The sequence below is a fragment of the Prauserella oleivorans genome, from assembly GCF_042685745.1.
In the GTDB taxonomy this organism is placed as follows: domain Bacteria; phylum Actinomycetota; class Actinomycetes; order Mycobacteriales; family Pseudonocardiaceae; genus Prauserella_A; species Prauserella_A oleivorans.
The window spans coordinates 1396024-1420732 of sequence record NZ_JBHUNT010000001.1; the positions used below are offsets into that span (position 1 = coordinate 1396024).

Sequence of the window (24709 nt, forward strand, 5' to 3'; positions counted from 1 at the left end):
CGTTGACCTGGACGAACGTGGCCAGTGACGGGTGTGACGGGTCGGTTCGCACTCGGCACACGCGCCAATTCGGCGTGCTGAGCCGCGTCTACGTGGATCGCTTCTCGCGAGGCGTCACACCGGTGGCGACAGACTCGCACTCCGTGCACACCGGATACCGGGCACGGAACGCGTCGGTGGCTTCGATACAGCGCACACCGCAAGCGGCGACCCAGCCCATCAGCCAACCGTCCGACGCGTACCACGGAGTGGCCCTGATGAGGACGTAGTGCTGCCCCTGCCGTGGGCTGCCTTGTTCGGCCACCATCCACCGGCCGGGCCGAGGCTTGACCTTGCGCTGTTCGCTCATGGTCGGTGCCACCCGCCGTCCGGCGCTTCACCCAGCACCGCGACGAGCGCTGCTTGCGCCGCATCCGGGTCGCCCGGATGCCAGCCGACCGCCTCCGGCGGCAGCCACCACGTCGCCGAACCACCCACCATCCGCGTCGGCGGCAGCGGCACGACAGCGCCAGGCTCGACGAGACCGACGCCGCGCACGTCGGCCAGCTCCGGCCAGAGGCGCGCGCCTCGCCGCACGAACAGCCGGACGCCGTCCGGCGCGATCGACACCGGGCACGGGCTGGCGGTGAACTGCGACCGGCCGACAGCTTCGACGGCAAGCCACGTCGGCGCGGTCAGGACGTCGAAGTCCTCGCCCGCACGCGCCAAGATCGCATACGGCGCGACGTTCCACTGACCCCACGCCCGCCGCGCTTCACGTGTCGTCCGACCCGACCCCCACACCGGCACCAGCCCGTACGTCGGTGCGGCGGTGTGGCCTTGCGTGTAGCGGAGGCCATCGCAAGCGGAGCCGGGCAGCACGCCCCACCCGTGGGTCACGTACTCCATGGCCGCCGCTTGCAACCGCGAGCTGGCCGCGTCCAGACGCAGCGGTGCAACGGTGATCCGCGCGGCGCTCATCGCGTCACCCGCCGCTGCGGAATGGGACCGGCAGGCGCGAGCGAGATCGGGGTGACTGCTCGCGCCTGCCGGGGCAGGGTCCGGCCGCCCCGCAGAGAGGCGGACACCACGCGGGAATGGGGGCGTGGCGGCGGGACGACCGGAGTTGAGGGGACACCGAACAACCGGCGCAACCAGCCGGACTTGCGGTGCCGAGGCAGCCCGAGACGTTCGGGCATGTCGCGCAGGCTGGCGAGCGCGGCGAGGTAGCGAGCGCAACGCTCGCAGCGGCGGTCTGACGGTTTCGCTGCGCTGCCCGGCGCGACGGGTTGCCCGCAAACCGAATCGAACCGGCCGGAGCGTCGTCCCGCTGCCACTGCCGCACGTGTGACCGCATGGCGACGACCGTCGAACGGGCAGGGCAACCACGACGCGCGAAGGCGGACGGACGGATCCTGACCGTTGCTCACGTTCCCCTCCGCTGTTGCACCAAGGTGACCAACGCCTACGCGCTGTGAAACACTGAAATCAGCTTGATGTCAGCGCATACGTCAGCGATACGACGCGACGCCGACATGAAGGCGACATGTGGAGGGATCGAGAAGCGTGGGCAGCGAGCCAAGCCGCGGCCGGCCGACGAGCCGCCGACCGCGCACAGTGCTGGAACAGCAGATCCGCGAGGTCCGGCGGGAATCCCTGCACGAGTTCGTGAGGTACGCCGAACGGTTCGCCCGCGAACACGGCGAGGTCGGAACGCTGAGCCTGCGCCACCTGGAACGCCTAGTCTCCGGTCGCGGACCCGGCGGTAAGCCGATAAGCCGTCCACTGCCGTCGACCTGCCGCCTGCTCGAACGGATCTTCGGCATCCCCATCGACGAACTGCTGTCGCCTGTCACGGCGCCCGACCAGGCCGAGACCGGTGAAACGGAACTACGACAGATGATCCGCGCTTCCGGGCGAGTGGATGGCGCAGTCGTCCGTGTCCTGCACGAACAACTGAATGCGATCAGGGCTCTAGACCGGCAGTTGGGTGCCGTTATCGCGCACGAAGAGGTTGCCGTCAAAGTGCGGCAAGTTGGCACTTTGCTCCGGCATAGTTTGATGCCGAATGCGCGTGTGCGCCTCGGCGAGCTGCTGTCCGAGCTGTGCACACTCGCCGGATGGCAAGCGTTGGACATGGGACGGACTGCGCAGGCATGGCAGTACTACGAACGGAGCAAGGATGCAGCGCGCGAGTCCTGCGATCCGACGTTTGAAGCCCATGCGGCGGCCGAACAGTCGTTCGTCCTCCTCGAAATCGGCGACACAAGCAGTGCGGTCGAGCTACTTGCTGGAACGCGTGCACGTGCCGACCATCACGCGCCCCGCCTGTTGCGCGCGTGGTTGGCTGCCGCACACGGCGAAGCACTCGCAGCCGACAGTCAGCGGACGGCCAGCCTCCGCGCCTTTGATGACGCGGCCGCCCTATTGCCGAATCAGCCCGGTAAGCCTGATGGTCCGTACGTAGTACTTGATTCTGTCCACCTCGACCGTTGGCGGGGCCATGCTCTTGCCCGTATCGGTGAACCCGAAGCGATCGGGCTGCTCACATCGGCCCTTTCGCGGCTGGACTCGACTTTCGCTCGCGCAGAGGCAGGCCTACGAATCGACCTCGCCGCCGCGCTCATCAACTTGTCAGAACGTGACGAAGCCCAACGGCAGATAGACCGTGCACGGGACATAGCTGCCGCCATCGGGTCAAGACGGCACGAAAGGCGACTTGAAAGGATCTCTGCGGGCGATCGCTAAGGCTATCTGGGGCCGATGTTGGACACCCGTGCATCACGTTGTCGAGAACCCGCAATTGGACAAGAAATCCAATCACCCAGGAGAGAGCCCCACAAGCTCTGTGGCGTTGCGCGTCGAGATGTTAATGCTTGCGGCCGCCGGGAAAGAGAAGCTTTGCAAGGCCGCATACAATGACAGGAAATTCAATGTAGTTCGAAAGCCACTCGCTCAAGTCTGGTGCGCTAATCTTCGCGGCCAAGTACACCTCCATCAGAAGAACGATTATCGCAATCTTCACGAGCTGCTTAACGTCGACCGTCGCGCCGATCTGATTCGGACGCTCAAACTGACGGGATAGCTGCAGCCCGTCGTTATTGGCAGGCGTACTCCGCCCGCTTTCGTGGACGAACTTCACCAACCCGACTGACCCGCTTAGGCGCTCCGCCAGATCGTTTAGCCCGCGTAAGCCCCCTGGAAATCCAGCGGCCACCGTGCTGATCGTAAGGTCGCCCGTCAGTACGTATCGGCTAGCCAGCTCTCCGATTATATCACTGTGAAGCACGGGAGAACGGGCGAAAGCGAATTTTTCCAGCCATGGCGGGTTAAGCACTGATTCAGAAATCTTGATATGCGGAATCGTCCACGGGGCTACCGGAGCGCTCAGCGCGTATTTGGCGACGCCTGACATCAATCCGGCTGGCCCTACGCTTGAGGGGTCCAACTTGGGTGCGATTCGTGCAACGGTGTTAGCAAGAGCGAAGCTGTGCCATTCGGGCAAGGTGGCAATCCGAGCCGCTTTGACCTTCACGTTCGCCCATGGCGTCGCAGGTGCGTCCGGCATGTATTTGATGGTTCCCGACAGTATGTCAGTAATAGCTGGACTCGGAAAGTCCGACGCGGGCGTAATTCGTGCAATGGTCTCAGCAACACCAAGTCTAGCTAACGATTTGGGGATGGCCGAAAACGGAAGAGGTGCAGGCACGAATTTCGCAAGGTTAAATAGTATCGGCACTGTGCTGGCATTTGTGATGTCAAGCTTTGCCGTGGAGCGAGTGGCATTGGCAATCATGTTTGCTGGAAGTGATGCACGCGATCCGCCGTCTTTGGCAGATTTACGCATCGCGACTCCAGGGCCAAGGTCGCCCGGAGTCGCGTCCGCATCGTCGTGCTGCGTCATGTAGCAATGATACCCGAACGCGCGTTCGACGATGGCGACGTCTCGTGGGCTTCTGCTCGGGAGCCAAGCAGGTACGCCGGGCTACTCCGAGCGGGTGAACATCAGAGCGTCTGTCGTGGTGCCGGTTGTGGTGCGAACTGTGGTGTCAAGCGGTTGTCTGGACGGCCGTGGTGCGAACCTAGGTGCAACAAAATGCCTGGTAGACCCGCTGGTCGTGGGCGATAGGAGTACTCGTAATGCGTAGGTCGAGGGTTCGATTCCCTCAGGCGGCTCCCGATCCGGGGCCCTTCCGCACAAGGCGGGAGGGCCCCGATTCGCGTCCGGGCCGGTCTAGGGTGATCGACATGCCGATGTTCGCCTTCGAGGGCCTGCGCCCCACCGTGCATCCCGACGCCTGGATCGCTCCCACGGCCACGCTGATCGGGGACGTTGTTGTCGAGAAGAACGCCTCCGTCTGGTACGGCGCCGTGATCAGGGCCGACTTCGGCCGGATCGTGATCCGCGAGGGTGCCAACATCCAGGACAACTCGGTGCTGCACGTCAACGACGGCGTGTGCGAGGTCGGCCGCAACGCCACCGTCGGCCACTCCTGCATCGTGCACGACTGCACGGTCGGCGAGCAGGCGCTGATCGGCAACGGCGCGACGGTCCTGGACAAGGCCACCATCGGCGCACGCACCCTCGTCGCCGCGGGCGCCACGGTCACCCCGGGCACCGAGGTGCCCTCCGAAGTGGTCGCCATGGGCAGCCCGGCCAAGAAGTTCGTACCGCTCACCGACTCCGCCCGGGGCTGGGTGGAGCACAACGCCGCGATCTACCAGGAGCTCGCGCGCAGGCACGCGGAGGGCATCGAGCCGCTGTAGCCCGAACCCCCGCGGGCGGGTCGACTACTATCGCTGGTGCTACAGCGACTGGCGCTATCGAGGTGGAGCACCACCGGGGAGCAAGACAGGGCCGGCACCGCGCGCCTGGGTGCCCCCTCGCGCACCGCATGCCAGGAGTCCGACATGACGCATCAGCCCGCGATCCCCACCCTGTCCGCCGCCGACCCCGAGGTCGCCGGGCTCGTCGAGGCCGAGGCCGCCCGCCAGCACGACAAGGTCCGGCTCATCGCCTCGGAGAACTACGTCTCCCAGGCCGTGCTCGAGGCCACGGGCTCGGTGCTGACCAACAAGTACTCCGAGGGCTACGCGGGCAGGCGCTACTACGAGGGCCAGCAGGTCATCGACCAGGTCGAGACGCTGGCGATCGAGCGCGCCAAGGCGTTGTTCGGCGTGGACCACGCCAACGTCCAGCCCTACTCGGGGTCGCCCGCGAACCTCGCCGTCTACCTGGCGTTCGCCAAACCCGGTGACACGGTGATGGGCATGGCGCTGCCGGACGGCGGCCACCTCACCCACGGCTGGTCGGTGTCGGCGACGGGCAAGTGGTTCAACGCCGTGCGCTACGGCGTGCGCAAGGAGACCGGCCGCGTCGACCTCGACCAGGTGCGTGACCTGGCCCGGGAGCACCGGCCCAAGCTGATCTTCGCGGGCGGCACGGCCATCCCGCGCACCATTGACTTCCCCGCGTTCGCCGAGATCGCGCGCGAGGTGGACGCCGTGCTCGTGGCCGACATCGCGCACATCGCGGGCCTGGTCGCCGGTGGTGCGCACCCGTCGCCGGTCGGGCACGCGCAGGTCATCACCACCACCACGCACAAGACGCTGCGGGGCCCGCGGGGCGCGATGATCCTCTCCGACGCCGAGCACGCGAAGGCCGTCGACAAGGCGGTGTTCCCGGGCCTGCAGGGTGGTCCGCACAACCACACGACCGCCGCCATCGCGGTCGCGCTGGGGGAGGCCGCCAAGCCGGAGTTCCGCGACTACGCACACGGCGTGGTCGCCAACGCCAAGGCGCTGGCCGAGGCGCTCATCGAGCGCGGGTTCGACCTCGTCTCCGGCGGCACCGACAACCACCTGCTGCTCGTCGACCTCACCAGCAAGCACATCGGCGGCAAGCCCGCCGCGCAGGCGCTGGACGCCGCGGGCATCGAGCTGAACTACAACACCGTGCCGTTCGACCCGCGCAAGCCGTTCGACCCCTCGGGCATCCGGCTGGGCACCGCCGCCATCACCACCCGCGGCCTCACGCCCGAACACCAGCCGCAGATCGCCGAGTGGATCGACCGCACCATCTCGGCCGCGGTCGCCGAGGACACCGCGGCTCTTGGCACCATCGCTGGCGAGGTGCGCGACCTGCTCGCCGCCTACCCGATCCCTGGCTACCGCGCCTGAGCGGCACCAACGCAGCAGGGCCCGTCACCACACTCGCGGTGACGGGCCCTGTCGCGTGAGAACCGGGTGAGCTCAGTGCTCGCCGTTGTCGGCGGCCTCTTTCTCGAGGCGCTCCTTCTCGCGCTCGAACGACCGCTGGATCTCGGCCTCGGCCTCCATCCGGCCGACCCACGAGGAGCCCTCGACGCTCTTGGCGGGCTCGAGGTCCTTGTACACCTGGAAGAAGTGCTCGATCTCGAGCTTGTGGAACTCGTTCAGGTGGTGGATGTCGCGGAGGTGCTCGAGCCGCGGGTCGTCGGACGGCACGGCGAGGACCTTGTCGTCCGGGCCCTTCTCGTCGGTCATGCGGAACATGCCGATCGGGCGGCAGCGGATCAGGCAGCCCGGGAACGTCGGCTCCTGCACCAGCACGAGCACGTCCAGCGGATCACCGTCCTGGCCGAGCGTGTCGTCGATGAAGCCGTAGTCGGCCGGGTACTGGGTGGCCGTGAACAGGGTGCGGTCGAGCTTGATGCGCCCCGTCTTGTGGTCCACCTCGTACTTGTTGCGCTCCCCCTTGGGGATTTCGATCGTGACGTCGAATTCCACGCCGCGTCCTCGCTGCCTCGTCGCGTGCGGCCGCATCCGGGCGGCTCACAATGTCCAAAAACCGTCGTTACTAGTGTGGACCACGGGTTCGCGAGGTGCCGCGCGGATGGTTTCAAGTGTGATGTCTGCCCCGTCGGGCGGCTTGAGGAGGGGTGCGTGCCGGACAGCGACGAAAGACCCGAGTGGCCGTCGGACGACCACGACGCAGGGGGCGGACCGGGCGCCGGTGATCCGCAGGGCCGGGACCAGCCGCAGGGGGACGACCAGCCTACCCGGCACACCGCCCCCGTCGAGCCGCCGACGATGTGGCTGAGCGCGCCGCCCCCCGCGGACAGGCCGCGGCAGCCCCGGCAATCCCCGCAGCATTCCCGCGCACCCCGGCATCCCGCCCGGCCGCACCAGGCGCAAGGTCTGCCACCCCAGCAGCACGGCCAGTCACAGCCACCTCAGCAGCCACAGCAGCCACAGCAGCCACATCAGCCACATCAGTCACATCAGTCACAGGGGCAGTCTCCCCGGCAGCCCACGCAGCCGCACCGGGCGCTTCAGCAGCCGCCGTACCAGCCGCACCAGCGACCCGGGCCTCCCGGCCAGCAGCCACGGTCCCAGCAGCCCGCCCAGCCGCCCCGGGCGCAGGACCAGCCGCCCCGGGAGCCGCGCCCGATTCCGCGGGTGTCGCCCGAGCAGCCGCTCGAACCGGCCCACATCGAGGTCCGGCCTGCCGGTGTGCCCGCCGTGCCGATGCGGATCGAACCCGACGGTGAGCAGCACCCGGCCGCCGCGAAGGCCGCCGAGGACGACCACACCGAACCGGACCCGCCCGACGACGATCGCGGCGAACCGGATCCGCCTGCCGAGGCGGAACCGAAGCCGCGGCGCAGGCGCGGCCTGCTGCTCCCCGGGCTCGCGGTGCTCGTCGTCGTAGCCGTGGGGGTCGCGCTGGCGCTGCCCGATGTGTCCAACCGGCTGGGTCTGCCCTGGGCGCCGAACGCTCCGCAGGGCGATCCGCCCGAGCCGGTCGCGGTGTCCCGTCAGCTGCAGGGGCCGAACGCGTCCGCTCCCGCGCCCACGGCGGCCGGTGTCGGCGCCGCCCTCGCGGGCCCCGCTGCCGACCCGGCGCTCGGGACCCTCACCGGCAGCGTCATCGACCCCGCCACTGGGCGGACGCTCTGGGAGCGCGCGCCCGACCAGCCCATCACACCCGCGTCGACGACCAAGGTGCTCACCGCGGCCGCCGCGCTGCTCGCGCTCGACCACGGCAGCCGGCTCAGCACGAAGGTCGTCCAGGGACCGGAGCCGGGCACGGTCGTGCTGGTCGGAGGCGGCGACGTGACGCTGTCGTCGCTGCCGCGCGGCCAGGAGTCGGTGTACTCGGGAGCCGCGCACCTCGACGACCTGGTCGAGCAGGTCCGCACGGCCACCGGCGGCAACGTGAACGAGGTGCGGCTCGACCTCACCGCGTTCGCCGGCGGCACGACCGCGCCCGGCTGGGCCCCCGAGGACGCGCCGTCCACCTATGCGGCGCCCGTCGTGGCGGCGATGCTGGACGGTGGACGCACTGATCCGGCCGACGACGGGTCCGAGCGCGTCGGCAACCCCGGGGCCGTGCTCGCCCAGGAGTTCGCGGGCAGGCTCGGCGCGCGCGTCGGCTCGCTCGAGGCCACCGCGCCGCAGGGGGCGCGGCTGCTCGGCGAGGTCCGCTCCGCTCCGCTCACCGACCTCGTCGACCACCTCCTGCTGACCTCCGACAACCTGCTCGCCGACGTCGTGCAGCGCCAGGTCGCCATCGCCACCGGTCACGAACCGTCCTTCGCCGGAGCCGGTCAGGCGACGCTGGAGGTGCTGCGGCGCAACGGCTTCGACGTCCGGGGCGCCACGCTCTCGGACGGCAGCGGGCTGTCGACGAACAACAAGGTGCCCGCGCGGCTACTCGCCGACGTCCTCGCCGTGGCCGCCGCACCCGACGGCACGGCCGACGAGCGCACCCGGAAGCTCCGTCCGCTGCTCGGCGGCCTGCCCGTCGCGGGCGGCAGCGGCACGCTCGAAGGCCGGTACGACGAGGGCGTCGCCACGCAGGGCCGCGGCTGGGTGCGCGCGAAGACGGGCACCATTTCCTCCAGTGGCACGAACACCCTCGCCGGGCTGGTGCTCGATTCCGACGGGCGCGTACTCGTGTTCGCGCTGCTGACGGCGGGTTCCGACACCTCGACGGGCCGCGCCGCGCTCGACACCATCACGGCCACATTGCGCGGCTGTGGCTGCCGCTGAGGAACAGGTAGCGTCGACACGGTGAACCGCGCGCAGCAACAGCAGGACGAGCAGGCCGCCAACCCGTTGGTCGACTGGTCGGTCGCCGCGTCCACCGGCGCGTTCCTGGCCCGTGGCGGGCCGTCGGTGTCGATGGCCGAGGCCGAACGCGCCGTCGCGGAGCTGCGGGAGCTCACCGTCGACGCGGAACGGCACGTCCGCGAGCTCACCGGCCTCGGTGCCGGCCTGCCGCTGCTGCCCGGCGACGTCGTCGACCGGCCCGGCTGGGTCAGGGCGGCCGCGGCCGGGTTCGACGAACTCACCAGCCGCGCCCTGCCGCTCACGCAGAAGTCGCCGCTGGCGCCGCTCGTCGCGAGTGGCGCCGGTGTGCAGACGGGCGTGGTGCTCGCATTCCTCGGCTCGCGGGTGCTCGGCCAGTACGACCCGTTCGGCGGCGACGACAAGATGGGCAGACTCCTGCTGGTCGCGCCGAACGTCGTCACGGCACAGCAGGCGATGGACGTGCCGGGCCGCGACTTCCGCATGTGGGTGTGCCTGCACGAGTGCACGCACCGGCTGCAGTTCACGGCCGTCGGCTGGCTGCGGGACTACTTCGCCGACGAGGTCGCCCGGCTCGTCGGCGGCCTCGCCGAGAGCGACGGGCTCGTCACCATCCTCGGCCGGCTTCCGGAGAGCCTGCGCGAGGTGCGCAAGGCCAAGGCGGACGGCTCGCTGGCGCTGGCCGAGCTGCTGCAGTCGCCTGCGCAGCGGGAGGTGTTCGACCGGATCCTCGCGCTGTCCACGCTGCTCGAGGGGCATGCCGACTACGTCATGGACGCGGTCGGCCCGGAGGTCGTGCCGAGTGTCGCGACCATCCGGCGGCGCTTCACGGCCCGGCGCAAGGGTGGCGGTCTGCTCGACCGGCTGCTGCGCAGCCTGCTGGGCATCGACGCGAAGGTCCGCCAGTACGCCCTGGGCGCGACCTTCACCCGGCGCGTGGTGGACGCCGTCGGGATGGAGGGCTTCAACGCCGTGTGGACCTCGCCGAACACCCTGCCGAGCCGGGCCGAGATCAGGGATCCGCAGGCATGGCTTCGCCGGGTGCACTGATCGAGGTCCGCAGAGCCGTCCGCGAGTTCCTGCGGGAGCATGCTCCGCAGCGGCCGGGAGCGCTGTTCGTCGGCGTGTCCGGTGGGCCCGACTCCCTGGCTCTCACCGACGCCACCACGCAGGCGGCGCGCCACCTCGGAAAGCCGGTGACAGCGCTCGTCGTGGACCACGGACTGCAGCCGGGTTCGGCCGAGGTCGCCGCGACCGCGGCGGAGCTCGCCCGCAAGCTCGGCGCCGACGACGCGCGTGTGCTGACCGTGACGGTGTCCGGGGCCGGTGGGCCGGAGGCCGCCGCACGGCACGCGCGATACCGCGCGATGCGCGAGGCGCTGCCGTCCGGCGACGCGCTCGTGCTGCTCGGCCACACCCTCGACGACCAGGCCGAAACGGTGCTGCTCGGCCTCGGCCGCGGGTCCGGCCCCAGGTCCGTGGCCGGCATGCGCCCGCTCGACCCCCCATGGGGCAGGCCGCTGCTGGGCGTGCCGCGGGCCCTGACGAGGGCGGCGTGTGCCGAGCTCGGCGTGGAGCCGTGGCTGGACCCGCACAACAGCGACCGCCGCTACACGAGGGTCCGGTTGCGCGAGGAGGTCCTGCCGCTGCTCGAGGACGTGCTCGCGGGCGGGGTGGCCCGCGCGCTCGCCCGCACGGCCGCGCAGCTGCGCGAGGACACCGATACCCTCGACGCCCTGGCCGGCGAGCTGTTCGAGCGCGCCGCCGACGGCGCCGACCTCGACGTCGACGTCCTCACACCCGCGCCGCCCGCCCTGCGCAGGCGGGTGCTCCGCCGCTGGCTGCTGGCCGCCGGGGTGCGGGAACTGACCGACGCCCACCTTCGGTCGGTCGACGCTCTGCTCGGCGACTGGCGCGGTCAGGGCGGTGTTTGGTTGCCGGGCAATTTTGAGGCTCGCCGGGCACGTGGAAAGCTCTTGGTCAGACCGTGAACGACGCCGTACCCACCACCGAAGGGGACTGTCCCGTGTACGAAGGCGACATCGCCTCCGTGCTCATCACCGAGCAAGAGATCAAAGACAAGATCGCCGAGCTGGCCGAGAAGATCGCCGCCGACTACCCCGAGGACAACCGCAACACCGACCTCGTGCTGGTCGGGGTGCTCAAAGGGGCGGTCATGTTCATGACCGACTTCGCCCGCGCCCTGCCGATTCCCGCGCAGATGGAGTTCATGGCGGTCTCGTCCTACGGCTCCTCGACGTCGTCGTCCGGCGTCGTGCGGATCCTCAAGGACCTCGATCGCGACATCGCCGGCCGGGACGTGCTGATCGTCGAGGACATCGTCGACTCCGGACTCACGCTGTCGTGGCTGCTGAAGAACCTCAGCGCCCGCAACCCGGCCTCGCTCAACGTGGTGTCGTTGCTGCGCAAGGCCGAGGCCGTCCAGGTCGACGTGCCGGTGAAGTACATCGGCTTCGACATCCCCAACGAGTTCGTCGTGGGCTACGGCCTCGACTATGCGGAGCGTTACCGCGACCTGCCCTTCATCGGGACCCTCGACCCCAAGGTTTACGCCTCGTGACCGCAGGTCGACGGCTTGCGTCCGCGGCGGTGAATCCGGAACGCTTGGCGCGCGGATCGCGTCATACCGGCGCAGCTGTTGCGTTAACCTAAGCGAAGATCACAGGCGTGAGGCCGATCTCATCGGCTGTGCTGGGGAACAGGGAGAGTCTGGACATGGGGAACAGCAGCTACGCGGACGCCGCGGCGTTCCGCAACGCGGCCGCGACCGGTCAGGTGGGCGTTGACCCCGACGCCGCCCAGGCCGTGCTCAGCAAGATCCGCGCCGGCAAGGACACGGTGGAGGCCTTGCTGCGGGACGCGGGCGCGCTCGCGACGCCGCCGAAGCTGGGCGCGAACCCTGTCGGCAACGCCATCGCGGCCAAGTTCTCCGACCGCGCGAGCGGTGGCGGCGACTCCTACGCCGAGGCGCTGCAGAACCTCTACGCGCAGTACGACCACGCCGAGCACGCGATCACCACGGCCATGAGCCGCTACCACGAGATCGACGAGGCCGGCGCCGAGCCGTTCACCGGGCAAGCGTAGAAGCAGGGGGAACCGACCATCATGCGTATCGACAATCCCGGATTCGCGAGCGTGCCGGGCGGCTCCGGCCGGCCGGAGCCCGGCGGCGCCGTGCCGCTGGGGGACAACGGCGAGGTCGCCGACCTCGTCGCGCAGGCGCGGGGGCGCTCGGACGGCTTCACCTACGGCGACGACCGCGCCATCGGCGACCGCCCGAACTGGGAGGCGCAGGACAGCAGGCGGCTGTACGAGTTCGCCACGGTGAACAACGTGCCGGGCTCCGCCGAGGAGGTCGGCCAGATGTGGGCGAGCCACAGCTCGACCCTGCAGCGCGCGGCCGATGACCTCTACAGCGCCATCTCCGAGCTGGGTGCCGCGTGGATCGGTCAGGGCGCCGGTGCCGCGCAGGGCGCGCTCGTCGGCATCGCCAACTCCAGCTCGCAGGCCGCCGAGGCCGCCAACACGATGAGCTCGCGCCTCGCGCAGCAGGCCGCCGCGGCCGCCGAGCTGAAGAAGATGCCCCAGCCGGTGGAGTTCGATCCGGCGCAGGAGACCGCGGCCATGCTGGCCGGCGGACCCGCCGCCATGGTCAAGGACATGAAGCCGAAGTTCGACGCCGCGCGGGACGTCAAGGCCCAGCAGGTCGCCTACCTGGAGGCCTACACCGCGGCGATGTCCGAGGTCGACAGCACGACCCCGAGCTTCGGCCCCGAGTCGCTCGGTCTCAAGCCGATGGGCAACGCCTCCACGTTGCGTGCCGGTTCGGTGGGTGACGTGGGCGCATACGGCGGGATCGGCGGCAGTGTCGCCGGCGCGGTGTTCTCCGGCCTCGGCACCACGGCGCTGGGCGTGACCGGTGGCGAGGGTGTCGGCGCGTCCGGCTCCAACGAGCACCAGCGCGGCCCCGGGGCACCGCAGCAGCACCCCGCCGCTCCGGCTCCGGCCGCGGGCAGCGTGTCGGGCACCGGCTCGGTGTCGTCGGCCCCCGCACCTGGCGGAGGCGGCCCGAACCTGGCCGCCCTCGGCGGCGCGGTCGCCGGCGGTGTGCTCGGCGCCGCGGGCGTGCGCTCGCTGGCCAAGGGAAGCCGCAGCGGTGCGACCAAGGCGTCCGAGTCGTCGACGGCCGGCGCCCAGTCCGGCAACTCGGCGGCGTCGGTGCAGCCGCAGGGGCAGGGCGTCGTGGGCGCGGCGGGCACCATCGGTGCCGGTCAGGCGCCGCCACCTGCCGCTCCGATGGGCGGCATGGGTGCCGCGGCGGGCCAGCGCGACGAGGACAAGGAGCACACCCACGCCTCCTTCCTCATCGAGGCCGACCCCGACGAGACCTTCGGCGCCACGCAGGCCACCCCGCCGCCGGTGCTCGGCGCGTGGGGCCCGGACGACGAGGAGCGATGACCCGTGGCGGAGCGGCTCACTCCGCTGGAGTTCGACTTCCTCTGGGAGTCCTTCGGAGCCGGTGAACTGCCGTACCCGCTCGAGGTGCGCTCGCACGGCGCGACCCTGGAGGAGCGGGCCGCTCTCCGCGCCCAGGTACTACCGCAGCTCGCTCAGCGCGGGCTCGTGGACGACCGGGGACGGCCCGAGCCGCGCATCGAGGACTGGTTCGGCGTCCTCATCGGCTCTGACGTGAGCCTGGACTCCGTGCAGATCAGCAGTCCGGACGCCGAGCCGCAGCTGGCCGTGGCCGCTGCGCTCGGCGCTCAGGGCGTCCTCGCGATCAAGGACCCGCAGGGCTACTTCCTCGACCGCATTCCCGCCGACGGCCTGGCCAGCACGGTGGTCAGCCTGCTCTCACCCGCGCCGAGGGGGCAGGAGAAGTCGATCACCGTGCCGCTGGAGCAGCTGCTCTCGGGTCCTGGCGTCGACTTCCTGCAGCGGCGTGGCCCGGTGGGCGAGGACGGCAGGGCCAGTGTCGACGACGACCGCAAGGCGCTGGCGCGCCTGCACGCCCAGCCCAGGCTGCGGGGTGGCCAGATCGGGGCCAACGCGCGGAGCCGGACCGGCGGGAAGAGCCGCATGCCCGTGTTGAGCTGGTTCGACACCGAGTCGGGCCGGTACTTCACTCAGGCCAGCCGCGGCCGGGACGGCCGGGACTGGATCACGATCGCCCCCGCGGACGCGCCGACGTTGCGCCACCGGCTGTCCGAGATGCTCGCGGGGGCGGCGAACGCCACCGCCGCACCGCTCTGACCTGGTCGCGGTCGGCTACTGTTCGCGGGAACGAGTGTTGGATGTTGTCGGGAGGATCGTGCCCACGCAGGAGTTCTTCACCCCGGTCGCCTTTGATTTCCTGTGGGAGCAGGCGCGGGTCGGCGAGGTGCCGTATCCGCTGACCGTCCGTTCGCACGGCGAGACCGAGACCGAGCGCATGGCCCTGCGCCGCCGGGTGAACACGGAGTTCGCCGCGCGACGGATCGAGGACTCGCCGGTGGAGGACTGGATCAACCTCCTGGCATGGCCGGCGGTCAGCATCGACGCACTGTTCATCCCCGAGTTCCAGGCCCACCCGGTCGGCGCACTCGCCGCCTCCGACGGCAAGCAGGCGGTGCTGGCCGTCCAGGACGCGGACGGCGTGTGGCTGCGCCCGATCTACCCCGACGGTCTCGCGTCGGCGATCGTCGACCTCCTGCCCCGGACGCCCCGCGGCACCGAGGCGTCCATCACGTTGCCGATGGAGGAGGCCCTGCGCACGCAGCCGGCCCGCTCCGGGGTGCTGTCGGCGAGCCCGGGCGGCGGGTCCCGCAGGCGGATGAGCCTGGCCGACCGGCCGAACGACCCCCGCGAGGCCTACGCGCAGCTGATCGGCCAGCCCCGGCTGCGGGGTGGTCAGCTGGCCGCCAACAGCCGCGACGACCTGGGCGGAAAGCGGCGTTCGTCCGTTCTGGCGTGGTTCGACACCGCGAGTGGGCGCTACCTCAGCACGTCCCGCGCGGGTACCGACGGACGGGAGTGGGTGACCGTCGCCCCGGCGGATGCCAAGACCCTGCGCAGCAGGCTGTCGGAGCTGGTCGCGGCCGTCACGGACTGAGCCCGCGGCCCCCTGGCCTGGTGTGGTCCAGGCGCTGGTGGGAACATCGGTGCGCCCGTGACCGTTGAGTTCGTAAAGGATCGCCCGGCTGCTCTGCTGTGCCGGGCGGTACCCTGGTGGGACGGTTAGCTCCGTGCCCATTGCAGTTGTCAACACCGTGACGGCGGAAGTCACACGTACCGCCTAGCCAGGGAGGGTCGAGGCCACCACGGCCGGATCTAATGGACCGCAAGCGCCTGCTCAAGAACCCACTGTTGTGGATAGTCGCGGTTCTGCTGCTCTACTTCGCCTTCAGCATGATCTTCGACGGCGACCGGGGGTACACCCATGTGCCCACGTCGCAGGCAGTGCAGCAGATCGACTCCGGCAACGTCACGGAAGCCAATCTGGAGGACAAGGAGCAGCAGCTCAAGCTCCACCTGGCTCAGCCGATCGACGTCGAGGGCCAGCAGGTCAACCAGATCATCACCAAGTTCCCGGCGGGAGCCACGGGGCAGCTGTACAACGCGCTGCTCGACGCCCGCAACGGCGACTCGGGCGTGCGGTTCGACACCACCGTCACCCAGGACTCGTTCTTCACCCAGCTGCTGATCTACATGATCCCGCTCGGGATCCTGTTGCTGCTGCTGATGTGGATGATGAACAACGCCCAGGGCGGCGGTAACCGGGTCCTCAACTTCGGCAAGTCGAAGGCCAAGCAGCTCAACAAGGACCTGCCCAAGACCACCTTCAGCGACGTCGCGGGCGCCGACGAGGCCGTCGAGGAACTGCACGAGATCAAGGACTTCCTGCAGAATCCCGGCCGGTACCAGGCGCTCGGCGCCAAGATCCCCAAGGGCGTGCTGCTCTACGGCCCGCCCGGAACAGGTAAGACGCTGCTCGCGCGGGCCGTCGCCGGTGAGGCGGGCGTGCCGTTCTACACCATCTCCGGTTCGGACTTCGTCGAGATGTTCGTCGGTGTGGGTGCCTCCCGGGTGCGTGACCTCTTCGAGCAGGCCAAGCAGAACGCGCCGTGCATCATCTTCGTCGACGAGATCGACGCGGTCGGCCGCCAGCGCGGCGCCGGCCTCGGTGGTGGCCACGACGAGCGCGAGCAGACGCTGAACCAGCTGCTCGTCGAGATGGACGGGTTCGACTCGCGCGGCGGCATCATCCTGATCGCGGCGACCAACCGCCCCGACATCCTCGACCCGGCGCTGCTGCGCCCCGGCCGGTTCGACCGGCAGATCCCGGTGTCCGCGCCCGACCTGCGGGGCCGCGAGGAGATCCTGCGGGTGCACTCCGCGGGCAAGCCGCTGGCCGACAACGTCGACCTGAAGTCGCTGGCCAAGCGCACCGTCGGCATGTCAGGCGCGGACCTGGCCAACGTCATCAACGAGGCGGCGCTGCTCACGGCCCGCGAGGGCGGCAGCGTGATCACCGACGCCTCGCTGGAGGAGTCGGTCGACCGCGTGATCGGCGGCCCGGCACGCAAGAGCCGGATCATCTCCGAGAAGGAACGGAAGCTGACCGCCTACCACGAAGGCGGGCACGCGCTCGCCGCGTGGGCGATGCCGGACATCGAACCGGTGTACAAGCTGACGATCCTGCCGCGGGGCCGTACCGGCGGGCACGCCCTGCTCGTCCCTGAGGACGACAAGGAGCTGATGACCCGCTCCGAGATGATCGGCAGACTGGTGTTCGCCATGGGTGGACGGACCGCCGAGGAGCTCGTCTTCCACGAGCCGACCACCGGCGCCGTCTCCGACATCGAGCAGGCCACCAAGATCGCCAGGGCGATGGTCACCGAGTACGGCATGAGCCCGCGCCTGGGTGCTGTGAAGTACGGCCAGGAGCAGGGTGACCCCTTCCTCGGCCGCACGGCCGGCAGGCAGGCGGACTACTCCCTCGAGGTCGCGCACGAGATCGACGAAGAGGTCCGCAAGCTCATCGAGACCGCGCACACCGAGGCGTGGCAGGTGCTCAACACCTACCGCGATGTCCTCGACGAGCTGGTCGTCGAGCTCCTCGAGAAGGAGACGCTGCAGCGCCGCGACCTCGAGCGGATCTTCGCGACGGTCGAGAAGCGGCCGCGCATCACGGTCTTCAACGAGTTCGGTGAGCGACTGCCCTCGGAGAAGCCGCCGATCAAGACGCCGCGCGAACTCGCCATGGAGCGCGGCGAGCCGTGGCCTCCGGAGGAGGAGCGGCGCGAGCGCGAGCGTGAGCGCCAGCCGGAGGAGCAGCCGACCCCGGTGGCGACCGCTCCCGGTGGCAACGACCTGCCCGGCGGCCCGCCGTACAACGAACAGCGGCCGAACCCGCCGTCGTCGTACAACCCGTACGCACCCCCGTCGGGCGGCGGCAACTACCCGAACGGGTCGCGGGGCCAGAACGGCGGTCAGGGCGGCTCGTGGCCGCGCCAGCCCTACGGCGGTGGCCAGTCCGGTCAGTACCCGTCGGGTCCGCCGAACTACGGTGCACCTCCGGGGTGGACCCCGGCGACCACGCCCGGCGGTAATCGGCCCAGCCAGCCGTGGCGGCAGCAGCCGAACCCGAGCGGGCCGCAGTCCGGCAACGGCCCGGACTCCGCGCGGGGCGGGCGGCATGAAGGCGAATCGGACGAGCAGGACGGTCACTATCACTAGCGAGGTTTCCGGCAACGGCTACGGCGCGCTGGAGGAGGACACTCCACGCGCGACGGGCCGGGTCTTCGATCAGGCACGGGCGGAGAAGGCCGTGCGCGAGTTGCTGCTCGCCTGCGGTGAGGACCCCGATCGGGACGGATTGCGGGAGACGCCGGCGAGGGTCGCGCGCGCCTACCGGGAGATGTTCGCGGGGCTCTACAACGACCCGGACCACGTGCTGGACCGGACGTTCGACGAGAGCCACGAGGAGTTGGTGCTGGTCACCGACATCCCGATGTTCTCGACCTGCGAGCACCACCTCGTGCCGTTCCACGGTGTCGCCCATGTCGGCTACATCCCGAACGCCCAGGGCAAGGTGACCGGCCTGTCCAAGCTGGCGCGCCTGGTCGACCTGTACGCCAAGCGACCGCAGGTGCAGGAGCGGCTCACCTCCCAGGTCGCCGACGCGATCGACCGCAGGCTGCGGCCGCGCGGGGTGATCGTCGTGATCGAGGCCGAGCACCTGTGCATGTCCATGCGCGGCATCCGCAAGCCGGGTGCCCGGACCACGACGTCCGCCGTCCGGGGTCTGCTGCAGAGCTCGGCATCGTCGCGGGCGGAGGCACTGCAACTCATCAAGGGGCGCTGATGAACCCGCGAATCCCCCGGCCTGAGCGTTGTGTCGTGATGGGCATCCTGAACGTCACGCCGGACTCCTTTTCGGACGGTGGGAAGTACCTGAGCCGGGAGGACGCGCTTGCGCACGCCCACGCGATGTGGCGGCGCGGTGCGGACATCATCGACGTCGGCGGTGAGTCCACCCGGCCCGGTTCGGAGCGGGTGGACGCCGAGACCGAGAAGGCGCGCGTCGTTCCCGTGGTGCGGCAGCTTGCGGCGGACGGGATCGTCATGTCCGTCGACACGACACGAGCCGCGGTGGCGGCGGCCTCCATCGAGGCGGGCGCACACATCATCAACGACGTCTCGGGCGGGCTGGCCGATCCGGACATGGCCAGGGTCGCAGCCGAGACCGGCGCGCCGTTTGTCCTCATGCACTGGCGCGGGCACAGCAAGGACATGAACGCGCTCGCCGAGTACAAGGACGTCGTGGCCGAGGTGCGCGACGAGCTGAGCGCGCGCGTGGACGAGGCGCTCGCCGCGGGGGTCGCCGAGGACGCGATCATCCTCGATCCCGGACTGGGCTTCGCGAAGCAGGCGCAGCACGACTGGGCGCTGCTGCACCACCTCGACACCATCCTCGACATGGGCTTCCCGGTGCTGGTCGGCGCATCCCGCAAACGTTTCCTCGGCCGGCTGCTCGCCGATGCCGAGGGTGATCCGCGCCCGCCGTCGGGCCGTGAGGTCGCGACGGCGTCGGTGTCCGCGCTTGCGGCGGCCGCCGGGGCGTGGGGTGTGCGGGTGCACGACGTGGGAGCGTCCCTGGATGCCGTGCGGGTGGCCAAGGCGTGGAGCCGGGCCGGTGAGTGACCGCATCACGCTGACCGGCCTGAAGGTGTTCGGCCGGCACGGTGTGTTCGGCCACGAGAAGCGCAAGGGCCAGCACTTCCTGGTCGACATCACGGCGTGGTTGGACCTCTCGCGCGCCGCGGCGTCCGACGACCTTGCCGACACGCTCAACTACGGCGAGCTGGCGCAACAGGCCGCGGACATCGTCGGCGGCGAACCGTACGACCTGATCGAGAGCGTGGCCGGGCGTATCGCCGACCAGGTGCTGGATGACAAGCGGGTCTCGGCGGTCGAGGTGACCGTGCACAAGCCGTCGGCGCCCATCCCGCTCACGTTCGCCGATGTCGCCGTGACTGTTCGGCGCGAGCGATGAGCCGCGCCGTGCTGTCGCTGGGTTCGAACCTCGGCGACCGGCTCGGCTACCTGCGCCTGGCCGTCGAGGGATTCCGTGACGTGCTGGTCGCCGTGTCCAGCGTGTACGAGACCGCGCCGTGGGGCGTGACCGACCAGCCCGACTTCCTCAACGCAGTGTGCATTGTGGACGATCCGGCGCGGGATCACTGGGCGTGGCTGCGCGCAGGCCAGCGGCTCGAACGCGAGGCCGGGCGGGTGCGCGAGCAGCGCTGGGGGCCGCGCACACTCGACGTCGATGTGGTGACCGTCGACGAGGTGCGCTCCACCGACCCGGAGTTGCTGCTTCCGCACCCCGGAACTGCCGAGCGGGCGACCGTGCTCGTGCCGTGGCTGGAGATCGATCCGGACGCGGTGGTGCCCGGCGCCGGCCGCGCGGACGCGTTGCTCGCCGCGCTGCCTGAGGGCGACCGCGCAGGTGTTCACCGGCGCCCGGATCTCACTCTCTGACGGTCGGTTCGCGGCTGGTCAGCGGGCGGCGACGGGCTCCGGGGTCCAGGCGCCGAGGGCGGCGGTCTCGAGGATGTAGTCGGTGATGTCGCGGGGCTCGCGGCCGAGTGCTTGGCGTACGCCGTCGGTGAGGTGGGCGTTTCGGCCGTCGAGCACCTCGGCGAACATCGCGGTCAGTTGGGCGGCGAACTCGGGTGGCGCGCCCTGGGCGACCAGACCGGACACGAACTGGTCTTCGGTGATCGGCAGGTACGTGATCTCACGTCCGGTCGCCGCGGCGATCTCGGCGGTGGCGTCGGCGAAGGTGAGCAGTCGTGGGCCGGTGAGTTCGTAGACGCGCCCGGCGTGGCCGTCCTCGGTCAGCGCGGCGGTCGCGACGTCGGCGACGTCCGCGAGATCGACGAACGGTTCGGCGACTTGCCCCCAGGGAAAGGCCAGCATGCCGCCGCGCACACTGTCGGCGAAGGCCTCGTCCTCGCTGAAGTCCTGGGCGAAGAAGCTCGACCGCACGATCGTCCAGTCGGCTCCGGCCTGTTGCAACGCGTACTCGCTGAGCTGGGACCCGCGCTCTCCGCGGCCGGTGAGCAGCACCAGCCGCTGGACCCCGCGGGCCACCGCGGCCTTGGCGAAGGCGCCGATCGTCTCGGGCGCGCCAGGCGCGCCGGCGTCGGGGGCGTAGGCCAGGTACACCGCGCCGACGTCGGCCAGCACGGGCGCCCAGGTGGTCTCGTCCTGCCAGTCGAAGCGCGGATGCCCGGAGCGGGAACCGATCCGCACCGCATGGCCGCGGCTTCGCAGGCGGGTGGCGACCCGGCGGCCGGTCTTGCCGGTGCCGCCGAGAACCAGGGTCATCGTTTCGGTGTCTGTCATGGTGCCCTCCACTGGTTGATTGCTCGTTCGTCCAGTGTCGGGCGCGGCTTCCGGGACTTCCATGACTGTCCGTCGCTGCTTTTTGCTCGTTCGTCCAGATTGGCTGGACTGATGAACGTCCCAAGGTGGATGCTGGTCCGGTGACCGCGATCGATTTGTCGCCCCCGGCGGACCCGCTCGGGCAGGCGCTGCACTTCCTGCGCCTTTCCGGCACCTTCTACTGCCACACGTCGGTCACCGAGCCGTGGGGAGTCACGGTGCCCGCCATGGGTGACTACCTGTGGTTCCACGTCGTGACGTCCGGGCGCTGTCTGCTCGAGGTCGACGGCGGCGACGTGCAGGAGCTGGGGCCCGGCCAGCTCGCCCTCGTCCCGCACGGCCGGGGCCACCGGCTCCGCAGCGAACCGGGCGTGGCCGTCCCCGATGTCACCCAGCTGCCGCACGAGTACTTCGACGACCGCTATGCCGTGCTGCGCCATGGTGGCGGCGGCGCGCCCGGGACCCTGGTCTGCGGCGGCGTGCGTTTCGACCACCCCGCGGCGCGCGAGCTCGTCGCATTGCTGCCCCGGCTGCTGCATCTGGACGCATCTCGCGGCACCGAGGCGCAGTGGCTGCAGGCCACGTTGCAGTTGATCACCGCCGAGGCCACCACACTGCGACCGGGCGGGGAAACCGTGCTCACCCGGCTCTCGGACATCCTGGTCGTGCAGGCGATCCGGGCCTGGATCGAGGCCGACCCCGCCGCGCAGACCGGCTGGCTCGGCGCGTTGCGGGACCCGAAGATCGGGCAGGCGATCTCGCTCATCCACCGGCATCCGGCACACCCGTGGACGCTGGCCTCACTCGCCGCCGAGGTCGCCATGTCCCGCTCGGCCTTCGCCGCGCGCTTCACCGAGATCGCCGGAGAACCGGTGATGGCCTACCTCACCCGCTGGCGGATGCACCTCGCGCGCGAGCAGCTTCTCGACGGCGCCGCGGTCGGTGAGCTCGCCGGCCGGCTCGGCTACCACTCGATCGCCGCGTTCAGCCGCGCCTTCAAACGCGTCCACGGGATGCCGCCCAGCGCCATCAGGCGGCAAGCCGGGCAGCCGGGGTCGCCGTCGATCTGATCGCTCGACGACCGCGCCGGTGCGGTGGGCCCGGCGGCTCGCCGGACCCACCGCGTCCTACCGTGCCGACGCTCGCAGGGCGGCGACCAGCCACTGTGCGGCGGCGTTGCGGCTGGGGACCGGACCCCAGCCGTTGATGGTCGCGAGCAGCTGCCAGTACCGCTCGGCACGCGGGTCGGCGCCCTGACCGACAGTTCGCGAAGTGTGCGCACCAGCTCGAGCCTGGCGAGCGCCTTCGTGTCGTAGAGCCGGTACCCGGCGTGCGTGCGGTCGGTGGGTGGCAGCAGGCCCTCGTCGGAGTAGAACCGGATCGGCTTCACGGGCAGGCCCGTGCGTCGTGCCAGCTCTCCGATCGTGAACATGTCCGCCCCCACACATCCGATGCTGAACCCTCCAGTAGCTGGAGAGTCAACCATGAACGCGCTGACCGTCACGCCGATCACGAACAACGCGGCGTCAGTACGGTGGAGACATGCACTTCACGCGACCACGGGAGCTGCTCGCCGCCTGGCTGATCGGCCTCGCGCTCGGGTACCTGCTGTTCCAGGTCGCGTACGCGTCCATGCCCAGCCTGCCCACGCTCGCCGGGGTCACGCTGCTCGTGCTGGCCGCGGTCGAGGTGGTGCTGGCGTTCGTCGTCCGGAAGCGGATCCGCAGCGGCCGGGTGGTGACCGGGTTGGGGATCGCCCGCGCGGTCGCGCTCGCCAAGGCGTCGTCGTTGCTCGGCGCCCTCATGCTCGGCGGGTGGCTGGCCGGTGTGGCCTTTCTCGCGCCCCGCTCCGGCGAGCTGGTGGCCGCGTCGGACGATCTTCCGTCGGCCATCGTGGGCGCGGTCTGTGCCGCGGTGTTGATCGCCGCAGCTCTGTGGCTCGAGTATTGCTGCCGCGCACCGGAACCCCGTGACAGTGACCGCGATCGCCGGGTGACCGGTTAACGACCAAAACCCACCGTTCGAAGTACCGACAAGGTCTCGGAAGGATTACCGGAAGGTACGGTGTGGGGCATGACTGGCGTGGGTGAGGACTCGCGCGGCCACTCGTGGGGTAGGCCGTGGTTTGCCGTGAGCTTGACCCTCGCTGTCGCCGCCACGCTCGCCCTCGTGCTCACGGACGACCTGCGGTGGCTGCGGCTCGGCATCGTCGCGGCGCTGTGGGCGGCGTTGATCGGCGGCTTCGTGGCGGCTCGGTACCGCAAGCAGGCGGCCACCACCGAGGAAGCCGCCGCGCAGGCACAGGAGATCTACGAGCTCGAACTGGAACGCGAGATCGCCGCCCGGCGTGAGTACGAACTCGAGATCGAGTCCGAGACCCGGGAACGCGTCGAGGAGCAGTCCCGCGAGGAACTCGAGGCGTTGCGCGCCGAAGTCACCGCGCTGCGCGAAAGCCTGCAGTCACTCTTCGGCGGCGAAGTGTTATGGGAACGCCTTTCCCTGACCGCCCAGTCCACGCGCATGCGCGCACTGGCCGACGAGCGCCGGGTCGTCACGGCGGGCGACTCCAACGGCTCCCCGGCACGGATCACGGCGGGCAAGAAGGTCACGGCCGTCGCCGAGCGGCCCACCGAGCTGATCGCGCGCGTCCGGGACGACGACGAACCGGTCCCCGCGAACCCGCCCAGGCAACCGCAGGCCCGCCGCCAGCCGCCGGCGACGAGGCCGGCGCGAGCCCAGGAATCGAAGACCCAGTACGTTCCGCGCCCGGCCTCGCCGCCGGAGGAAAGCTCGCCGCCGCAACCGATCGACCCGCCCACGCGGCGAGTGCGCGCAGGCGAGTACGTCGGCGCGACGGCCGCCGCACGAGCCGAGCGTTCCCGCGGGCGGCAGCGTCCAGGGCAGGTAGCCACCGAATCCCGGGCGGAGCAGGGCCAGGAGACTCCCGTCGAGCGGTCCCGCCCGGAGCAGCGTCCGGTGCATCCGGGCGCCGGAACGCAGGCTCGGCAGCGCAAGCCGGAACCTGCCCGCTCCGGTATGGACCGCGTCCCGCGCGGGCGGCCCGCGGCGAGTGTGCCGCCACCGTCTCGCCAAGCCCCGGCCAGGGCCGAACAACCGACCACCTACGCTCGGAGCTTCGACCCTGACTGGAAACCGGATCAGTCGCACCTCGACGGTGCCGACGCCGAACCGGAGCCAGCCGTCGACCCGGCGCCCGCGCCGGCTCAGGCGGAGAAAGCGAACGCGGAGGAACCTGTCGCAGCCATGCGTGACCCCGAGGAGCCGGCCGCAGCCGCCGGTACCGACGAGCCCGCCCCGAACCCCACGCTCCCGCCCGCGGTGCGTGATCTCGCCCGCAGGCCCGGTGGCCGCAGGCGTCGGCCGGAGCCCGAGGAGCAAGCCGCCGAGACCGGCGAAACCGCACCGTCGGCAGGCGGTGGCGGCAGGCGGTATCGCCCGGAGGGCGAGCCCTGGCAGGGATTCCCGGCGGCCACACCAGCCGGCGGCGCGCGCCGTCACTCCAAGCCGGACGCCGACGAGGCCGGCGGCAGGCGCCGAGCCCCCGAACCGGCCGAGGACGCCGAGCCCAGCGGATCGCACAGCGAAGGCAAGTCGGTGAGTGAGCTGCTCGCCGCGTACGGCGCGGACGGGGCGACGCCGCGTCGCAGGCGGCGCGCCGCGGACTGATGCCGCCGGCGCG

At 70.6% G+C, this 24709-nt stretch carries 25 protein-coding genes, 1 pseudogene and 1 riboswitch; of the genes and pseudogenes, 19 read left to right on the plus strand and 7 right to left on the minus strand.

Annotated elements, in window-relative coordinates; all coding sequences use genetic code 11:
• Positions 1-88 precede the first annotated feature (88 nt).
• Both ACFSZT_RS06935 and ACFSZT_RS06940 read right to left on the minus strand, forming a co-directional pair.
• Positions 89-349, minus strand: coding sequence for a hypothetical protein (locus tag ACFSZT_RS06935; protein WP_377478193.1), 261 nt, complete (start codon positions 347-349; stop codon positions 89-91).
• On the minus strand, positions 346-960 hold the full coding sequence (locus ACFSZT_RS06940) for a hypothetical protein (protein WP_377392522.1): 615 nt from the start codon (positions 958-960) through the stop codon (positions 346-348). The genes ACFSZT_RS06935 and ACFSZT_RS06940 overlap by 4 nt, the downstream gene beginning before the upstream one ends.
• Positions 961-1545: 585 nt before the next feature.
• Between ACFSZT_RS06940 and ACFSZT_RS06945 the strand changes: the two genes are divergently transcribed.
• Positions 1546-2727, plus strand: coding sequence for a hypothetical protein (locus tag ACFSZT_RS06945; protein WP_377392519.1), 1182 nt, complete (start codon positions 1546-1548; stop codon positions 2725-2727).
• A gap of 121 nt (positions 2728-2848) precedes the next feature.
• Here ACFSZT_RS06945 and ACFSZT_RS06950 read toward each other — a convergent pair whose 3' ends face one another.
• The gene (locus ACFSZT_RS06950; protein WP_377392516.1) at positions 2849-3883 is read right to left on the minus strand and encodes a hypothetical protein; all 1035 of its coding nucleotides are present in this window, start codon (positions 3881-3883) and stop codon (positions 2849-2851) included.
• A 344-nt stretch (positions 3884-4227) separates the two neighbouring features.
• Between ACFSZT_RS06950 and ACFSZT_RS06955 the strand changes: the two genes are divergently transcribed.
• Together ACFSZT_RS06955 and ACFSZT_RS06960 are read left to right on the plus strand one after the other, a co-directional pair.
• Positions 4228-4746: a gamma carbonic anhydrase family protein gene (locus ACFSZT_RS06955; protein ID WP_377392513.1), complete on the plus strand. Its 519-nt coding sequence runs from the start codon at positions 4228-4230 to the stop codon at positions 4744-4746.
• A gap of 34 nt (positions 4747-4780) precedes the next feature.
• Positions 4781-4864, plus strand: a riboswitch (ZMP/ZTP riboswitch).
• 26 nt (positions 4865-4890) lie between these two features.
• On the plus strand, positions 4891-6159 hold the full coding sequence (locus tag ACFSZT_RS06960) for a serine hydroxymethyltransferase (protein ID WP_377392510.1): 1269 nt from the start codon (positions 4891-4893) through the stop codon (positions 6157-6159).
• A gap of 72 nt (positions 6160-6231) precedes the next feature.
• Here the strand turns inward: ACFSZT_RS06960 and ACFSZT_RS06965 are convergent, their stop codons facing one another.
• Both ACFSZT_RS06965 and ACFSZT_RS06970 read right to left on the minus strand, forming a co-directional pair.
• Positions 6232-6747: an inorganic diphosphatase gene (locus tag ACFSZT_RS06965; RefSeq protein ID WP_377392507.1), complete on the minus strand. Its 516-nt coding sequence runs from the start codon at positions 6745-6747 to the stop codon at positions 6232-6234.
• 498 nt (positions 6748-7245) lie between these two features.
• On the minus strand, positions 7246-7518 hold the full coding sequence (locus ACFSZT_RS06970) for a hypothetical protein (protein ID WP_377392504.1): 273 nt from the start codon (positions 7516-7518) through the stop codon (positions 7246-7248).
• Between ACFSZT_RS06970 and dacB the strand changes: the two genes are divergently transcribed.
• From dacB to folK, 13 genes are all read left to right on the plus strand, one after another.
• Positions 7489-9015, plus strand: a complete 1527-nt coding sequence (gene dacB, locus ACFSZT_RS06975) for a D-alanyl-D-alanine carboxypeptidase/D-alanyl-D-alanine endopeptidase (RefSeq protein WP_377392501.1) — start codon at positions 7489-7491, stop codon at positions 9013-9015. The two genes, ACFSZT_RS06970 and dacB, sit on opposite strands and share 30 nt — an antisense overlap.
• Positions 9016-9036: 21 nt before the next feature.
• Positions 9037-10104 (plus strand): zinc-dependent metalloprotease, encoded by a 1068-nt coding sequence (locus tag ACFSZT_RS06980; RefSeq protein WP_377392498.1) that lies wholly within the window; start codon positions 9037-9039, stop codon positions 10102-10104.
• Positions 10083-11045 (plus strand): tRNA lysidine(34) synthetase TilS, encoded by a 963-nt coding sequence (tilS, locus tag ACFSZT_RS06985; RefSeq protein ID WP_377392495.1) that lies wholly within the window; start codon positions 10083-10085, stop codon positions 11043-11045. Before ACFSZT_RS06980 ends, tilS begins: the two co-directional genes overlap by 22 nt.
• A gap of 35 nt (positions 11046-11080) precedes the next feature.
• Positions 11081-11635, plus strand: coding sequence for a hypoxanthine phosphoribosyltransferase (gene hpt / locus ACFSZT_RS06990; protein ID WP_377392544.1), 555 nt, complete (start codon positions 11081-11083; stop codon positions 11633-11635).
• Between the two features lie 155 nt (positions 11636-11790).
• Positions 11791-12159 carry a hypothetical protein gene (locus ACFSZT_RS06995; protein WP_377392492.1) on the plus strand — a complete coding sequence of 123 codons (369 nt, stop codon included), beginning with the start codon at positions 11791-11793 and terminating at the stop codon, positions 12157-12159.
• Positions 12160-12180: 21 nt separating this feature from the next.
• Complete coding sequence (locus ACFSZT_RS07000) at positions 12181-13533, plus strand: hypothetical protein (protein WP_377392489.1); 1353 nt, start codon at positions 12181-12183, stop codon at positions 13531-13533.
• Between the two features lie 3 nt (positions 13534-13536).
• Entirely contained in the window at positions 13537-14328 is a 792-nt protein-coding gene (locus ACFSZT_RS07005) for an ESX secretion-associated protein EspG (RefSeq protein WP_377392486.1), read from the plus strand.
• A gap of 58 nt (positions 14329-14386) precedes the next feature.
• Positions 14387-15166, plus strand: a complete 780-nt coding sequence (locus ACFSZT_RS07010; RefSeq protein ID WP_377392483.1) for an ESX secretion-associated protein EspG — start codon at positions 14387-14389, stop codon at positions 15164-15166.
• Between the two features lie 221 nt (positions 15167-15387).
• Positions 15388-17793 (plus strand): ATP-dependent zinc metalloprotease FtsH, encoded by a 2406-nt coding sequence (gene ftsH / locus ACFSZT_RS07015; RefSeq protein ID WP_377392480.1) that lies wholly within the window; start codon positions 15388-15390, stop codon positions 17791-17793.
• Complete coding sequence (folE, locus tag ACFSZT_RS07020) at positions 17753-18421, plus strand: GTP cyclohydrolase I FolE (RefSeq protein ID WP_377392477.1); 669 nt, start codon at positions 17753-17755, stop codon at positions 18419-18421. The genes ftsH and folE overlap by 41 nt, the downstream gene beginning before the upstream one ends.
• Complete coding sequence (gene folP / locus ACFSZT_RS07025; protein ID WP_449301409.1) at positions 18421-19260, plus strand: dihydropteroate synthase; 840 nt, start codon at positions 18421-18423, stop codon at positions 19258-19260. The genes folE and folP overlap by 1 nt, the downstream gene beginning before the upstream one ends.
• Positions 19253-19612 carry a dihydroneopterin aldolase gene (gene folB / locus ACFSZT_RS07030; RefSeq protein ID WP_377392474.1) on the plus strand — a complete coding sequence of 120 codons (360 nt, stop codon included), beginning with the start codon at positions 19253-19255 and terminating at the stop codon, positions 19610-19612. The genes folP and folB overlap by 8 nt, the downstream gene beginning before the upstream one ends.
• Positions 19609-20100 carry a 2-amino-4-hydroxy-6-hydroxymethyldihydropteridine diphosphokinase gene (gene folK, locus ACFSZT_RS07035; RefSeq protein WP_377392471.1) on the plus strand — a complete coding sequence of 164 codons (492 nt, stop codon included), beginning with the start codon at positions 19609-19611 and terminating at the stop codon, positions 20098-20100. The genes folB and folK overlap by 4 nt, the downstream gene beginning before the upstream one ends.
• 18 nt (positions 20101-20118) lie before the next feature.
• On the opposite strand, the gene ACFSZT_RS07040 is transcribed toward folK, so the two are convergent.
• Entirely contained in the window at positions 20119-20970 is an 852-nt protein-coding gene (locus ACFSZT_RS07040) for an NmrA family transcriptional regulator (protein WP_377392468.1), read from the minus strand.
• A gap of 140 nt (positions 20971-21110) precedes the next feature.
• Here ACFSZT_RS07040 and ACFSZT_RS07045 point away from each other — a divergent pair, with 140 nt between their 5' ends.
• The gene (locus ACFSZT_RS07045; RefSeq protein WP_377392465.1) at positions 21111-22079 is read left to right on the plus strand and encodes an AraC family transcriptional regulator; all 969 of its coding nucleotides are present in this window, start codon (positions 21111-21113) and stop codon (positions 22077-22079) included.
• A 185-nt stretch (positions 22080-22264) separates the two neighbouring features.
• On the opposite strand, the pseudogene ACFSZT_RS07050 reads toward ACFSZT_RS07045, so the two are convergent.
• Positions 22265-22441 (minus strand): annotated as a pseudogene (locus tag ACFSZT_RS07050) (MerR family transcriptional regulator); the annotation flags it as partial.
• Positions 22442-22551: 110 nt separating this feature from the next.
• Between ACFSZT_RS07050 and ACFSZT_RS07055 the strand changes: the two are divergent.
• Positions 22552-23013, plus strand: a complete 462-nt coding sequence (locus ACFSZT_RS07055) for a DUF3180 domain-containing protein (protein ID WP_377392462.1) — start codon at positions 22552-22554, stop codon at positions 23011-23013.
• A 69-nt stretch (positions 23014-23082) separates the two neighbouring features.
• Positions 23083-24696 (plus strand): DUF6779 domain-containing protein, encoded by a 1614-nt coding sequence (locus tag ACFSZT_RS07060; protein WP_377392459.1) that lies wholly within the window; start codon positions 23083-23085, stop codon positions 24694-24696.
• Positions 24697-24709: the final 13 nt, after the last annotated feature.